Below are 14,302 nucleotides of genomic sequence, written 5' to 3' on the forward strand. Positions count from 1 at the left end.
CGGTCGGACAACGTTTCTGAACTTTATTCAACCAACCGCCCGATCACAGCGGCGGTCGTGGTCCGATTAGCTGAGCTAGCTTAGTGTGACCTGCGCTACCGCAGTGCGGCGAACGCAGCGGAACGAAAGGATCCCGCATGTCTTTTGCGGAGTTGCGCGGCCAGATCCTGCGCCGCAAACCGATCTCGGAGGTAGACGACGACACGCCCTCCGACGAGCGGCTGTCGAAACACCTCGGTCTGTGGCAGCTGACGGCCATCGGGGTGGGCGGCATCATCGGCGCGGGCATCTTCGCCCTGGCCGGGTCGGTCGCCCACACTACGACCGGGCCCTCGGTCCTCATCTCGTTCCTGATCGCGGGGGTGGCCAGTGCGTGCGCGGCGCTCTGCTACGCGGAGTTCGCGGGCATGGTGCCCAAGGCCGGGTCGGCCTACACCTACGGGTATGTGTCGCTGGGTGAGCTGGCGGGCTGGTTCATCGGCTGGGACCTGCTGCTCGAGTACGTGGCCGTGGCGGCGGTGGTCGCCATCGGCGTGTCCGGGTACTTCAACTTCCTGCTGGATCAGATCGGAATCACGTTGCCGCACTGGATGCTCGGGGCCTCCGGCACCGGCGACGGACATGTGGTCGATGTGTTCGCGATCCTGTTCTGCCTGGGCAGCGCATGGGTGCTGTCGCGCGGGATCAAGAGCGTGGGCCGGTTCGAGACGGTCGCGGTGGGGATCAAGGTGGCGATCGTGCTGCTGATCATCGTGCTCGGCCTGTTCAAGATCGACAGCGCGAACTACCACCCGTACTTCCCGTTCGGCACCAGCGCGGTGTGGACGGGCGCGGCCACGGTGTTCTTCGCCGTGTTCGGGTACGACGCGATGAGCACGGCGGCCGAGGAGTCCACCGAGGCGAAAAAGCATCTGCCCAAGGCGATCATCTACTCACTGGCCATCGCCATGGTGCTTTACGTGCTGGCCACGCTGGTGCTCACCGGCATGCAGAAGTACACCGAGATCAGCCCGACCTCCGGGTTCTCCACCGCGTTCAAATCCGCAGGGATGCCCGGCATCGCGAACATCATCGCCGTGGGCGCGATCGTCGGCATCATCACCGTGGTCCTCACGTTCATGCTCGGCGTGACCCGCGTCTGGTACGCCATGAGCCGCGACGGACTGCTGCCCGCCTGGTTCGCCAAGACCCATCCCACCCGCAGGGTGCCTACCCGCGTGACGTGGATCGTCGGCGCCGGCTCGGCGAGCCTGGCCGGGCTGCTGCCCATCAATACCGTTGCGGAACTGACCAATATCGGTATCCTGATGGCCTTCATCGTGGTCAGCGTGTCGGTGATCGTGCTCCGATATACTCGCCCCGACGAGCCACGTGAATTCCGCCTGCCACTCATGCCGATGGTCCCGGTGGTCGGCATCGGCTTCTCCATCTACCTGATCTGGTCTCTGCCCTGGGAAACCTGGGTGCGCTTCGTGACCTGGCTGGTGGTCGGCTTCATCATCTACTTCGGCTATTCCCGCTTCAATTCCCGTCTGGGCCGTCCGGCCTCGATCGAGAACATCTGAGCCGGAAGGACTCCGGGCGGCGCACCGACGACGGCGCCGCCCAGACCCCGGGTCACCCTCGTACCGATACCTGCCCGCCGCCACTCCTGGCCCGCCCGCCAGAATCCCGCTAATTCCGCTGTCGCGGATGCGATTTCGCTCACCTCTGCGTCCCCCGATGCCGCCGTCCCTCCCGTCACCGACGACAGCAACTGCCGAGCATGCAGCAGAACCGCGGGAAATGTGGAGATCCCGTGATGAACCGCTGCTGGGCCCGCTCGTGCCGTATCCGCGGCGGGCTAATCTCGCGGCGTGACCTTCGCGCTGGCTTTCACCGGAATTCTCGCGGTCCTATGGGCTTTGGCGGCCCGTGCCTGGACGGGGCGGCTGGTCGGCGCCGCGGTCCGGTCGGCCATGGTTGCCCAACCCTGGCGGCCGTGCAAATTCACGAGGGTGCTGTCCATGTCGAGCAGGAGGCCGCGGGCGGCAAGCGTGGCGTGAACCGTCATAGGCCGGCTGTAACCACGGGCATCGGCCAGGCAATAGATCTCGAATTCGTGTCGCGGCCGGGCGATTCCATGCCGGGCGGGTCCCCGCCCACCGGTCCGATATAACGGTCGTTATAGTCGGGGCAGGCTATTCTCCGGCGAGACGGAGAGCCACGCGCTCGCGCGCACGAATACGCACCTGTTCGAAGGAGATTTCGCCTTGGGGTCGACCACAGCCCTCGAGCACCCGTTCGATGCCGCCACCACGCTGGAGCCGGACGGGGAGGGCCGCTTCCTCGGCCACACCAGCGTCGAGTACTCGAACATGGTGGGCCCCTTCGGCGGAATCACGGCGGCCACCATGCTGCGGGCCGTGCTCGACGATCAGCGCTGCGCGGGCAGCCCGCTGTCGCTGACGGTCAATTACGCCGGGCCCGTCGCGACAGGGGCATTCACCATCGAGGCCGAGCCAGTACGGACCAATCGCACCACCCAGCACTGGATGGTGACCATGCGCCAGGACGACACCGTGGCCACCACCGCGACCGTCGTGTGCGCGCTGCGTCGCCCGACCTGGTCCGACACCGAGATCGCCCCGCCCGACGCGCCCGCGCCGGACGCCCTCGAAGTGGCCGAGCTGCCGGAAACTCCTGCGTGGCTGGGCAATTACGAGATGCGGTTCGTGGCCGGCCGTGGCCCGTTCGCGGGTGACGCCGCGCCGGCCTCGACCTCCACCTCCACCCTGTGGGTTCGGGACACGCCCGCTCGCACGCTGGACTACCCGGCCGTTGCGGCGATGAGCGACATCTTCTTCCCGCGCGTCATGCTGCGCCTGGGCCGCATGGTGCCCGCCGGAACCGTCTCCCTCACGGTCTATTTCCACGCCGAGCTGGACCCGCAGGCGGATCCGGGACGGTTCGTCCTGGCGACCGCCCGGGCACAGCACTTCGGCAATGGCTTCTTCGACCAGTCGGCCCACCTGTGGACCGAGCAGGGCACCGCGCTGGCCACCAGCCACCAACTCGTGTACTTCAAGGACTGACGCCGGGGCGAATCTGCCGCGCCGGACCGCGATGAGCGAGCGCTGCCATGGAAGTGCTTGGTGAGCAGCGCCTTTCAGCGTTTGACGGGAAATGTCAGGACGGCCAGACCCGCACCCAGCACGACCAGGCCACACCAGGACAGGATGGGAAGCCGCTCGCCGACGACGGTGACGCCGAGGAGGGCGGCGACCGCGGGCTCGGCGAGGGTGAGGGTGGTGGCGGCCGCGACGGTGGTGTGCCGCAGGCCGTATCCGAACAGGCGGTAGGCGAGGAACGTCGTGAAGAGCGCCAGGTGCAGGGCGACCACCGCGCCGCGTGGAGTGGTCAGCCAGATCGGGTCGCACGTCGCGACCACGGGCAGGACCAGGACGGCAGCGAGACCGAACATGGCGCCCATGACCGAGCCGGAGGCGTGACCGCGCGCTATGAGGGTGCCGCCGATCAACGAGTAGACGGCGTAGCTGAGGCCGGCGCAGGCCGCGAGCAGCACGCCCAGCAGATCGATCGCCACATCGGCGCCGAACCTCGGGCCGATGACCAGTACGGCGCAACCGATTACGGCCATTCCGGTGGCCACACACCAGCGCGCGGCCGGCCGACGGGGTCCGGTCGGCCAGGCCAGCAGGCCCGCGAAGACCGGGGCGCTCCCGAGAGCGATGACCGTGGCCACGGCGACGCCGGTGCGGGCCACGGCCGGATAGAAGGTGACCGGGTACCCGGCCACCGCACAGGCGCCGAGGATCAGCAGCGAGCGCTCCGCCGCCGAGGCTCGCATTCGGTGCCCGCAGCCGGTGAGGAACAACAACAGTCCGCCGAGGACCAATCCGGCCGAACCGATTGCGGCAGCGGATATTCCGGCCGGGAGCAGCGAGGCCGCCGTACCGGTGCTGCCCCACAGCACCGAGGCGGCGAGAATCGGCGCGCTGCCGCGCCAGGAGGTCGAGGAGGTGTGTGCAGGAGTGCGCGTGGAGATGCGTTCGGACACTGTCGAGTACTCCGTCGTCGAATTCCGAAGGGGGAAGGAATCGAAACGGGCGCACGACGAATCCGGCCTACCCGGAGGGGTCAGCCGGAGCGCGAAACGAAAATCTGCCGCTGCGCCCGATCAGGCGGCCGGCGGCGGCGTGACGGAGTGCCAGAACGTACCCATGGGCCGAGACTACCCAACAGCCGCAAGAATCCGAGCATCCTGGAATCGCGACATTCGATCGGCAGGTCAGCGCGATCCTGGCCCACCGCGTTCGATGGAAGGCCGAGGGCGCGCGGGGACGACGTCGGCACTTGTGCGAACGATCAGTGCGCGACCACATCCATACGGAGGAACTCGGTGATTCGGAGCCAGCGCGGTGGACGCGCTGACTCGTCGAGGAAAGCCTGGAATGCTTCGTCCACCCCGACCAAACGCGGCGCGGTGAGCTCCACCTCGTTCCCATCGATCCGGAGTCTGGCCCCGCCCGCCGCCAGGACATTGCGCACCCAGTCCGAGCCCGATCCGTACACGGGGATGAAGAGGTAGCCTCCGTCGACGGGATACGCGTCCAGCGGAGTGTGGTATGTCGCGCCGGAGATGCGGCCGACGTGCGTCAACACCGGCCACTTCCCGCTCGCGATCGCACGCGGGTTGAACACCCGCTTGTTCACGCGCCCCCACCATTTCGGCATCGGCATGGTGAATCTCCTTCTCTCGTGCGGTGTTTCATCTCAGCGTTCGCGACGGTAGAGCGCCATCGCCACCGGGCCGAATACGGTGACGAGGACGGCGCCCGGCTCGACATCGACTGCCTTACGGGCGTAAGTAGGACTTACACCCGTAAGGGTGTCTTACGCTTGTAAGCCTGTCAACACCTCATCTCGGGAGCCGCCGTGTCACGACCACCTCGACCACTGAGCAGGGACCGCGTAATGGAGGCCGCAATCCGAGTCGCGGATCGCGGCGGCGTGGAATCGATCACGATGCGCCGGGTGGCGCAGGAGCTGGGCGTGGAGGCGATGTCGCTGTATCACCACGTACCGAACAAGGACGCGGTCCTGGACGGTGTGGTCGATGCGGTGTTCGCCGCGATCGAGCTGCCCGCGGCCGAAGGCGGCGATTGGCGTGACGCGATTCGTGTCCGGGCCTTTTCCGCGCGAGAGATCCTGTCGCGGCACAGCTGGGCGCTCGGGCTCATGGACTCCCGGCGCAACCCGGGCCCGGCTACGCTACGCCATCACGACGCGGTCCTCGGTGTGCTTCGTGGGGCGGGCTTCTCGCTGCCGATGGCTGCGCACGCCGTCTCGCTCATCGACAGCTATACCAACGGCTACGTTCTCCAAGAGGCGAACCTGCCGGTGACGACGCCCGCCGATGTCGAAAACGTCGCGGGCGACGTCCTCGAACGCGTGCCGCCGGATCAACTGCCGTACCTGCGCGAGATGATCGTCGACCATGCTCTGCGGCCGGGCTACGACCACACCGGCGAATTCGCGTACGGCCTGAATCTGATACTCGATGCGCTCGAAGCTCTCCGGCAGTAGCGCTGGGTCGTGCACGGGTTCGAATCACGTTCCGCGGTACCTCGCCGCCGCCTGCACCCCGCGGCCACGTGCTCGCCGGCCGATCCACCCGCACCACGTATTGTCGGCCCGGCCGGGCCCCGCAGGTGCCCGCAGCTGCCCCGGATTGGTGGGATACGTTGGCGGCGTGGGTGTTTCACACTGAGAGGTGACCGGTTCGCCGGTTGGTCCGGATCGGTTGATGCAGGGCGTGCCGGACCGAGCGAGCACCAGGCCGACGACCCCCGCAGTGTTCACAGATCGCGATCTACACCGCCCGCCGATCCCCGGACACCCCACCGGTCAGCGCCCGGCAGGCCGCGGCGCTGGCAACCACTTTCCGGGCCTGGCCCGGACGCCTTTCCCGCAGCGTCCGGGCCGCCCAATCTTCATCGGAGTCGCACGAGCCATCTATGGCCCCTGATCGGTCTTGTGGCTCAAGCCCGTCCGTAGATGGCGGTGACGAATTCGCAGAGTGCGTGTTCGTCGAGGTGCCGCGCCAGGTCCGCCTCGCTGATCATGCCGACCATGCGCTTGTGGCCGTCGATCACCGGCATGCGCTTGACCCGGTGGCTTTCCATCGACCCGAGTACTTCGGAGATGTCGGCGTCGTCGGCGACCCAGCGCGGCGTGGCCTCGCACAGCGCATGGGCTCGGGTGGTCTCCGGCGACAGCCCCTGGGCAACGCACTTCACCGCGATATCTCGGTCGGTGATGATGCCGACCATCCGTTCGTTCTCATCGGCGACGACCACCGATCCGACGCCGAGCTCGGCCATCACCTGTGCTGCTTTGCCGACGGTCTCATCCTGCGATATCCACTGGGCACCGGGTCTCATGATGTCTCGTGCCGTGGTCATAGGGCTGCCTCCTCATGTCCGGACGTGCTGATCAATGGGGGGTGAAGCGCCCTAAATTCTGCGCGAACAGCGCGAGGGGTACGAGATTCCGGAGCATCACAATAATGCGACCATTCGGTATCTTTCGCGGCAGTGTTCGAGGGCGTGATCGGCAAGCGCGTGGACAGCACCTACCGGGCCGGGCGGTGGCAGGCGTGACGCATGCTCCTGCTGCGACGCTCCGCTGGTGTTGCCGGTCGGCCGGCCGACCGGCAACACCAGCAGCGAGGTCTTCGGGTCGCTGCTTGTCGCAGCCCACGACGACTGCGGGCGACTGGTGGCGGTGCGTTCCGGGGTGCGATTTCGGATGTAGTCCCCAGGAATCGGCTCGAACGTAGCCTGCTGTTGACCTTGAATGCCTACTATGGCGCACGTCGGCCCCCTTTGCGGTGGGCGCAGACCCCTCGGCATTGCCCCTGGGCCTTCGTGGCGTTCCTAGCGCGCGGTCGACCTCGGCGTACACCGCCGCCGCGAGCTGAGAATCCAGCCCGCCCGGTGAGACCCGGCGTCGGGCACAGATTCGGAGGCACGTCATGACAGAAACACCACCTGAACCACGCGGCGACAGGCACGCTCGCCGGCCGGGAAAACGGCGTCCGACGCCACCCACCATCACCAGCGGTTCCGATGACGATGTGCCAGTGGTGCGCTGGCCGGAGCCGAGTCGGCTCGAATCGTGGTGGCACGAGGTCATGCATCCCGCGAAGCGCCCCAATTCTGCGTGACCATCGCCAGGGATACGGAATGACCGGTCCTGGCACGGACCGTGATTCGACCGCTGCCCGATCGGCATCACCGCAGGCTGACCGCACCCGCGTCGAGCCAGGGAACACCTGTGCCGCTGTGGTCCCCGGTGACCCGCGCGGCGAGGGTGCGGCTCGAGGAATGTCCCCGCGCGGGCACGTAGCCGAGGCGACCCCCGCGGTGGCCGGCAGCCGGCCCGGAGCGGCGTGGGCATCGACATGCCGCGGCCCGAGCCCTGGCCATCCCCGGACATCAGCCGAGATCGAACTTCCCGGACCGCACAGCTCGGTACACGACTCGACATGCGGAGTGTCTGCTTCCAGGGACCCTCTGCTGGATTCAGACGACGGCGGAATCACCGCTGCAGGCGTGCCGCTGCCCACCATTGGTGCCATCTCGTCAGATTCAGGTGTGTACCAACGGGATGCGGTAGACGGTGTTGTTGTCGCTGAATGTGCCGGTGCCGCCAAGGGTTTCGGTGACCGGCTTCCCCTCCGCCGCGACCACGGCAACCGGGTGCTGCTGTGCGGCGGCAGGGGGTGCTGGTTCCCGCTGAGAAGTATTCACCCAAGATTGATTCGTTGGTCTCTGCGACAAAGGGGCCTTGGACCCTAGACTGGTCTACTGACCAGTGACTGGTCAAGGAAGGGGTGCTGCGGTTATGTCAGGTCCGACTGACGCTCGCAACGACCACGGTGACACCGGCACCGGCGGTGGCATGATTCGAGAGACGCTGTCGCAGTTGCGGTTACGCGAACTGCTCGCCGAGGTGCGCGACCGCGTCGCGGAGATCATCGACGCCCGTGACCGAGTCGACGGCCTGGTGGAGGCGATGCTCGCCGTGACCACGGGCCTGGATCTGGAGGACACCCTGCGCCGGATCGTGCGCACCGCGATCACGCTGGTGGACGCCCACTACGGCGCGCTGGGGGTACGCGGCCCCGACGGGCAGCTGGCCCGGTTCATCCACGAAGGCATCGACGCCGACACCGCCGAAGCCATCGGGAACCTGCCCGAAGGCAGGGGCGTGCTCGGGTTGCTGTTCGCCCAACCCAAGGCGATCCGCCTCGATAATCTCGCCGATCATCCCGACTCGGTGGGGTTCCCGCCCGGGCACCCGCCGATGCGCACCTTCCTCGGCATGCCGGTGCGCATCCGCGGGGAGATCTTCGGCAACCTGTATCTGACCGAGAAGGACAACGGAATGCCGTTCACCGAGGACGACGAGGTCATCGTCGCCGCGCTGGCGGCCGCAGCCGGTGTCGCGATCGACAACGCCCGCCTCTATGAGACGGCGCAGGCCCGGCAAGCATGGATCGCGGCCACCCGCGACCTCACCACCGCCTTCCTGGCCACCGCCACCCCCGACACCGTGCTCGGGCAGGTCGTCGACCGAGTCCGTACCCTGTCCGACTCCCAGTACGCGTGGCTGGCGGTCCTGCCCGACCCGGACCTGCCCGTCGGCGAGGCCACCGAGCTGGCCATCGCCGAATGGTCCGGGCCCGGCCACACCCACCGCGGCGAACGCATCCCGATCACGGGCACGATCCTGGCCCGAGCACTGGCCTCGGCGACACCACTACACCTGGACGACACCACCGCAGACGTCGATGCCGGGGAATTGCCGATCGGAGCGGGCCCCGCGCTGGTGCTGCCGCTGCACACCGGCGAGGCCACCCTCGGGCTGCTCGTGGTCCAGCGCGGCGACGCCCTGCCCTACCCGCGCGAGACCGCGGAGCTGACCGAGGCATTCGCCGGCCAAGCCGCACTGGCCATGCAACTGGCGGCAGCCCAGCAACGAATGCGGGAGCTGGACGTGCTCGCCGACCGCGACCGCATCGCCCGCGACCTGCACGACCACGTCCTGCAGCGGTTGTTCGCGATCGGCATGGCCGCCCAGGGCACCGCCGCCCGCACCCGCAACCCCGAGGTCCGCCAACGCCTCTCCGACCACATCGACGAGTTGCAGACCGTCATCACCGAAATCCGCACCTCCGTGTTCGACCTGCACGACGGCAACGGACCCACCCGGCTGCGCCAACGCCTCGACGAGCTCATCCGCCGCCACACCGCCGACACCAGCCTGCACACCAGCGTCCGCATCACCGGCCCCCTCGACGTCGTCGACGCGACACTGGCCGACCACGCCGAAGCCGTTGTCCGCGAAGCGGTCTCCAACGCGGTCCGCCACTCCGGCGCCGACACCCTCACCGTCGAACTCACCGTGAACGACGATCTGGTGATCGTCGTCGAGGACAACGGATGCGGCCTACCCGACGGGCTGACCCCCAGCGGCCTGACCAACCTCACCCACCGAGCCCACACTGCCGGCGGACACTGCGAACTCGGCCCCGCCACCGCTACCGGCCTCCACGGGCCCGGCACCCGCGTGCACTGGTCGGCCCCACTGTGAACCCAACCGTGGGATCGGTCCGAGCGCAGACCATCCGCTGAACTGCCCGGCGGGTCTCGCGACCCGCATGGTCGAAAACCAGGCCCGCGCAGCGTGGTGAGGGGTCGGATCGATCGAGCCCGATGCCGGCGTGCGTGGGCCGCGAGCCCTCCTCGATGGCGGCGGCCGGGTCGGCACGCTGTTGGTACCGGATGTGAAACATCGACTCGATCCGACTGGTAGTGGGCGGTGAGTCCTGGGGTTGCCGCACAGGACGATCTGGTCGGCGCGCGGGGTGGGGTGTGGCCGATGTACTCGAACCAGATCGGCGAGGCCCGGGCAATCGCCTGTTTGGGCGACACGCTGGAAAGTTGCCACACGTATTGGCGTGGTACCTCCAAGATTCCACTGGGCGCCGGAGCGAACGGCGAACGGTTCGGCGATCAGCGAGTTCTCATCAAACGGAGGACCGAGCGTGAGCAGTGAGAAGGTGGGCGGCGAGACGAAGCGGCAATTGCTCGTCGGTAGGGGATGGATTCAGGCGTGCGTGCTGGTCGCGATGTTCGGGTTCTTGGTGATGGGGTTGCTGGCGTACCGGACCTATTCCGGTTCGGCCCCGATTCCCGAACGTGTGCAGTCGCCGACCGGCCAGACGCTGTTCACCGCCGACGATGTCAAACACGGTCAGCAGATTTTCCTGGCGGCGGGTCTCATGCAGTACGGGTCGATCCTCGGGCACGGCGCGTGGCTGGGACCGGATTACACCGCCGACTATCTGCGCCGGTCGACGGATCTCGCGCTGGAGCAGTTGGGGAACGACGATCGGGCGCGGGCGCGCGTGCTCGCCGATTTCCAGGCCAATCGCTTCGACGAGAACACCGGTGTGCTGGTCTACAGCACTGAGCAGGCGCAGGCGTTCGGACGTCTTGCCGACCATTACGCCGACGTGTTCGGCCGCACCGGAACCGGGTTGGGGCTGCGGCCGGAGCTGCTCACCGATCGAGCGCAGATCCACGATCTGACCGCCTTCTTCTCGTGGACGGCGTGGATGTCGGCGGCGCATCGTCCGGGTCACGACTACTCCTACACCAATTCCTGGCCGGCGGAACCTCGGGTCGGCAATGCCCCCACCGCGAATGTGGTGGTTTGGAGCGTTGTCTCGCTCATCGCACTGCTGGGCGGGATCGGGCTGTTGTTCGCCGCCTTCGGCCGCTGGGGTTACCGGCTCGGGTGGAAGGGCCGAGAGGCGGCCACCTTGTCGTTCCGGGCGCCCGGCGAAGTAGCGCTGACCCCCGGGCAACGCTCCACCCGATGGTATTTCGCGATCATGGTGATTCTGTTCGGTGCGCAGAGCCTGCTCGGCGCCGCTACCGAACACTACCGCGCGGATGTCACCAGTTTCTTCGGCTTCGATCTGGCGAAGATCCTGCCCTACAACCTGACTCGCACCTGGCATCTGCAGCTGGCGCTGTTCTGGGTGGTGGCGGCGTTCCTCGCCGCGGGAATCTTCTTGGCGCCCTTGATCGCCCGGCGCGAACCGCGCGGGCAGGGCCGGTTGTCGTATGTCCTGCTCGGGGCGGTGGCGGTGGTGGTGTTCGGCAGCCTGATCTGCGAGGCGCTGAGCATCCACGGCAAGGTGTCGTACGGCAACTTCTTCGCCGCACAGCAATTCACCTTCCTCGACCTGGCCCGTGTCTGGCAGCTCCTGCTGGTGGCCGGGCTGGCCATCTGGGCGGGGATCCTGTGGCGCGGGTTACGCGGGCGGCTGGCAGACGAGCACAAGGGCAATATGCCGTGGCTGTTCTTCCTCGCCGCGCTCGCCATTCCGGTGGTCTACGCGGTCGGGCTGCTGGCGAGGCCGGGCGACAACTTCACCCACACCGAGTTCTGGCGGTTCTGGGTGGTACACCTGTGGGTGGAGGACTTCCTGGAACTGTTCACCACCGTCATGGTCGCCTATATGTTCGTCCTGCTCGGGGTGGTGCGTGAGCGGGTCGGCATGATCGTCATCTATCTCGACATCATCCTGTATTCCGCGGGCGGGGTGATCGGCACCATGCATCACCTGTACTTCAACGGAACTCCGGTGGAGCACATGGCACTCGGTGCGGTGTTCTCCGCGCTGGAGGTGGTCCCGCTGACCTTCCTCACCGTGGAGGCGTGGAGCTTCCTGCAATTGGGGTCGAAGCAGGAGTCGCGGTCGGCCGCGCAGTTCCCGCACCGGTGGGCGGTCATGTTCCTGGTCGCGGTCGGATTCTGGAACTTCTTGGGCGCGGGCATCTTCGGGTTCCTGATCAACCTGCCGATCGTGTCCTATTACGAGATCGGCACCGCGCTCACCGCCAACCACTCGCACGCGGCGATGATGGGCGTCTACGGCATGCTCGCCTGCGCCTTCGCGCTGTTCTGCGTGCGCTATATGATTCCGGCCGACAAATGGCCGGACAGGCTGGCGAGAATCTCGTTCTGGTCGTTGAACATCGGGCTGGCGTGGATGGTGTTCGCCACCCTGCTGCCGATCGGAATCCTGCAGCTCTACAAGGCCGTCGACAGTGGATACTACGAGGCGCGGGAGCTGAATTACATTCAAAGCAACGCCAATTCGGTGCTGGAATGGCTGCGCATGCCGGGCGACATCCTGTTCATCGCCGGCGGTATCGCGCCGTTGGCGTGGATCATGTGGCTGGCCGTGAAATACCGCGGCACGGGCGGAACGCCACCGCCGGAGAGTACGAAGATCACCGGCGCGGCACGGGAGGTGCCCGCCGACGAACTGGTGGAGCTGACCGGCAACGAGAGCCGATGATGGTGGTGCACCCGGCGGTCGAGACACTGCTGATGGGCGGGTACGCGATGCTGCTCATCGCCACCGCATTCGGCCTGGATCTGCTGGCGCGGCAGATCCATCGGCGCTCCGATCGGCATCGCAATGCCGGATTCCGGTATCTCCCCGAACACGACTACTGGGTGTGCCCGGCGAATGAGCCGTTGTGGCCGCACAGCATCGACGACCGGGCCCGCCTGATCCGCTATCGGGCACGTCCGTCGGTATGCAACGCTTGCCCTGAGAAGCGCGACTGCACCGACTCCGCTGCGGGCCGGGAGATCACCAAGGCCGTCGACCCCTGGCCGCATTCGGAGGCCGGTCGTTTCCATCGGGGGATCGCGTTGGTGCTGATCGTGCTGGCCGCCGCGTTCCTGATCATCGCGGCGGCCATGCATCCCACGTCCACGGATCTGATTGCGCTGGCGCCGATCACACTCGGCTGGGTGTGCGCCGCCTTCGTTCTGACCGCCCATTTTCGGCACACGCCCGCCGACTTCCCCGCCGGAGTTCCGGTGGCCGAAAGGAGTTCCCGGTGTTCATGATCGGCGTCGCTGCGGCCGTGGCCGCCGCCCTGCTGCTCCCGGTGTCGAGCCTGCGGATTCTGCGCGAATATGAGCGGGCCGTGGTGTTCCGGCTGGGCCGATTGCGCCCGCTGCGTGGTCCGGGCATGGTGGCGTTGATTCCCCTCGTCGATCGCATGGTGCGTGTCGACCTGCGCACCATCACACTCACCATCCCACCGCAGGAAGCCATCAGCCGCGACAATGTGCCGGTCCGGGTCAACGCCGTCGCGTACTTTCGCGTCATCGACGCGGTCCGCAGCGTCATCGAGGTGGAGAACCACGCCGTCGCCACCTCCCAGATCGCCCAGACCACACTGCGTTCCGTGCTCGGCCGCGAGGACCTCGACACCCTGCTGTCCGAGCGCGACCAGATCAACAGCAACCTGCAGAAGATCATCGACGAGCAGACCGAACCGTGGGGCGTGAAGGTCGCCCTGATCGAGATCAAGGACGTCGAGATCCCGGAGGCCATGCAGCGCGCCATCGCCCGCCAGGCGGAGGCCGAACGCGAACGCCGGGCCCGCATCATCCACTCCCGCGGCGAGGTCGAGGCCGCCGAAAACACCCGCGACGCAGCCCAATTGCTGGCCGCGACCCCGGCCGGCCTCCAACTACGCTACCTGCAGGCACTCGGGGAACTGGGAGCCGAAGGCCGTTCCACGGTCGTCTTCCCGATGCCCGTCGATCTCACCGAACCACTCAAACGCGTACTGCGCTCCAAGACACTCCAATGAGGTGAGGTGTGGCCGGCTGTGGTCATTCAGGCGGCAGCGCGTTTCAGGATGATCAGGGGTGGAGTAGTGCTCGAGCACGTGCCCGCCGAGAGCCTGTGCCGCCCAGGCCGCCTCGTCGACCTCGGCGGCGGTCGCTTCGCGTTACACACCGCCCGCAGGTCACCAAGCCATTCGTCGACATGCTGTGCCGTTCAATGCCATGGGAAGGCGTCCGCGTGATCGGCGAACGCTCGCACCACCCGCTCGCCGCCGCCGATCGCTGCTGCTACACCACGCTATTGGACGCAACCCTGGGAGTTACCGCAGATAAGCGCCCATTGCCTGCGGTAACCCAGATGCCGACCTGGGCGAATGCAGCGCACGGGCGATGCCAACTCCGGAAATTATCTGCGGCGGCCGGGCTTAGCGTGACTCTTCAGCTGTGCGGGCCCCACGGGCCCTCTCCGACAGGAGGTGCCGAATCCGCGAGTCATCTGTGGCAGCGGCCCAAAAGCGCCGGAGCACTCCTCTCGCTCGCATGCCTTCCAATTCTGTTG

13 protein-coding genes are annotated in these 14,302 nt (G+C 67.1%); 8 read left to right on the top strand and 5 right to left on the bottom strand.

Annotation, left to right across the window (positions count from 1 at the left end; translation table 11 throughout):
* The first annotated feature begins 137 nt into the window (after window positions 1–137).
* Complete coding sequence (locus ON33_RS10295) at window positions 138–1,565, top strand: amino acid permease (protein ID WP_040857768.1); 1,428 nt, start codon at window positions 138–140, stop codon at window positions 1,563–1,565.
* Window positions 1,566–1,843: 278 nt separating this feature from the next.
* On the opposite strand, the gene ON33_RS10300 is transcribed toward ON33_RS10295, so the two are convergent.
* On the bottom strand, window positions 1,844–2,053 hold the full coding sequence (locus ON33_RS10300; RefSeq protein WP_040857770.1) for a hypothetical protein: 210 nt from the start codon (window positions 2,051–2,053) through the stop codon (window positions 1,844–1,846).
* Between the two features lie 199 nt (window positions 2,054–2,252).
* Here ON33_RS10300 and ON33_RS10305 point away from each other — a divergent pair, with 199 nt between their 5' ends.
* Window positions 2,253–3,074 carry an acyl-CoA thioesterase gene (locus ON33_RS10305; protein ID WP_040857772.1) on the top strand — a complete coding sequence of 274 codons (822 nt, stop codon included), beginning with the start codon at window positions 2,253–2,255 and terminating at the stop codon, window positions 3,072–3,074.
* A gap of 74 nt (window positions 3,075–3,148) precedes the next feature.
* Here the strand turns inward: ON33_RS10305 and ON33_RS10310 are convergent, their stop codons facing one another.
* Together ON33_RS10310 and ON33_RS10315 are read right to left on the bottom strand one after the other, a co-directional pair.
* A complete protein-coding gene (locus ON33_RS10310; RefSeq protein WP_051151866.1) occupies window positions 3,149–4,060 on the bottom strand; it encodes an EamA family transporter in 912 nt (303 codons plus the stop codon).
* Window positions 4,061–4,368: 308 nt separating this feature from the next.
* The gene (locus ON33_RS10315; RefSeq protein WP_040857774.1) at window positions 4,369–4,743 is read right to left on the bottom strand and encodes a nitroreductase family deazaflavin-dependent oxidoreductase; all 375 of its coding nucleotides are present in this window, start codon (window positions 4,741–4,743) and stop codon (window positions 4,369–4,371) included.
* Between the two features lie 234 nt (window positions 4,744–4,977).
* Between ON33_RS10315 and ON33_RS10320 the strand changes: the two genes are divergently transcribed.
* Window positions 4,978–5,589: a TetR/AcrR family transcriptional regulator gene (locus ON33_RS10320; RefSeq protein WP_174391504.1), complete on the top strand. Its 612-nt coding sequence runs from the start codon at window positions 4,978–4,980 to the stop codon at window positions 5,587–5,589.
* Window positions 5,590–6,044: 455 nt separating this feature from the next.
* Here the strand turns inward: ON33_RS10320 and ON33_RS10325 are convergent, their stop codons facing one another.
* Together ON33_RS10325 and ON33_RS41075 are read right to left on the bottom strand one after the other, a co-directional pair.
* Window positions 6,045–6,467 (bottom strand): CBS domain-containing protein, encoded by a 423-nt coding sequence (locus ON33_RS10325; RefSeq protein ID WP_040857778.1) that lies wholly within the window; start codon window positions 6,465–6,467, stop codon window positions 6,045–6,047.
* Between the two features lie 1,188 nt (window positions 6,468–7,655).
* Complete coding sequence (locus ON33_RS41075; protein WP_157184467.1) at window positions 7,656–7,817, bottom strand: hypothetical protein; 162 nt, start codon at window positions 7,815–7,817, stop codon at window positions 7,656–7,658.
* A 94-nt stretch (window positions 7,818–7,911) separates the two neighbouring features.
* Here ON33_RS41075 and ON33_RS10330 point away from each other — a divergent pair, with 94 nt between their 5' ends.
* The 5 genes from ON33_RS10330 (at window position 7,912) to ON33_RS10350 (ending at window position 13,766) form a co-directional block, all read left to right on the top strand.
* A complete protein-coding gene (locus ON33_RS10330; RefSeq protein WP_083868804.1) occupies window positions 7,912–9,663 on the top strand; it encodes a sensor histidine kinase in 1,752 nt (583 codons plus the stop codon).
* A 288-nt stretch (window positions 9,664–9,951) separates the two neighbouring features.
* A complete protein-coding gene (locus ON33_RS10335; RefSeq protein WP_157184468.1) occupies window positions 9,952–10,128 on the top strand; it encodes a hypothetical protein in 177 nt (58 codons plus the stop codon).
* Window positions 10,118–12,448 carry a nitric-oxide reductase large subunit gene (locus ON33_RS10340; protein ID WP_051151867.1) on the top strand — a complete coding sequence of 777 codons (2,331 nt, stop codon included), beginning with the start codon at window positions 10,118–10,120 and terminating at the stop codon, window positions 12,446–12,448. The genes ON33_RS10335 and ON33_RS10340 overlap by 11 nt, the downstream gene beginning before the upstream one ends.
* A complete protein-coding gene (locus ON33_RS38105) occupies window positions 12,445–13,011 on the top strand; it encodes a hypothetical protein (protein WP_157184469.1) in 567 nt (188 codons plus the stop codon). Before ON33_RS10340 ends, ON33_RS38105 begins: the two co-directional genes overlap by 4 nt.
* Entirely contained in the window at window positions 13,008–13,766 is a 759-nt protein-coding gene (locus ON33_RS10350) for a slipin family protein (RefSeq protein ID WP_040857783.1), read from the top strand. The genes ON33_RS38105 and ON33_RS10350 overlap by 4 nt, the downstream gene beginning before the upstream one ends.
* Window positions 13,767–14,302: the final 536 nt, after the last annotated feature.

The sequence above is a fragment of the Nocardia niigatensis NBRC 100131 genome (genome assembly GCF_000308655.1).
GTDB classification, from domain to species: domain Bacteria; phylum Actinomycetota; class Actinomycetes; order Mycobacteriales; family Mycobacteriaceae; genus Nocardia; species Nocardia niigatensis.

Excerpts from the sequence above, each read along its gene's own strand:
- ON33_RS10300 (WP_040857770.1), bottom strand. The coding sequence starts at position 2,053 with ATGACGGTTCACGCCACGCTTGCCGCCCGCGGCCTCCTGCTCGACATG.
- ON33_RS10330 (WP_083868804.1), top strand. The coding sequence starts at position 7,912 with ATGTCAGGTCCGACTGACGCTCGCAACGACCACGGTGACACCGGCACC.
- ON33_RS10335 (WP_157184468.1), top strand. The coding sequence starts at position 9,952 with ATGTACTCGAACCAGATCGGCGAGGCCCGGGCAATCGCCTGTTTGGGC.
- ON33_RS10350 (WP_040857783.1), top strand. The coding sequence starts at position 13,008 with ATGATCGGCGTCGCTGCGGCCGTGGCCGCCGCCCTGCTGCTCCCGGTG.
- ON33_RS10320 (WP_174391504.1), top strand. The coding sequence starts at position 4,978 with ATGGAGGCCGCAATCCGAGTCGCGGATCGCGGCGGCGTGGAATCGATC.
- ON33_RS38105 (WP_157184469.1), top strand. The coding sequence starts at position 12,445 with ATGATGGTGGTGCACCCGGCGGTCGAGACACTGCTGATGGGCGGGTAC.
- ON33_RS10325 (WP_040857778.1), bottom strand. The coding sequence starts at position 6,467 with ATGACCACGGCACGAGACATCATGAGACCCGGTGCCCAGTGGATATCG.
- ON33_RS10295 (WP_040857768.1), top strand. The coding sequence starts at position 138 with ATGTCTTTTGCGGAGTTGCGCGGCCAGATCCTGCGCCGCAAACCGATC.
- ON33_RS10315 (WP_040857774.1), bottom strand. The coding sequence starts at position 4,743 with ATGCCGATGCCGAAATGGTGGGGGCGCGTGAACAAGCGGGTGTTCAAC.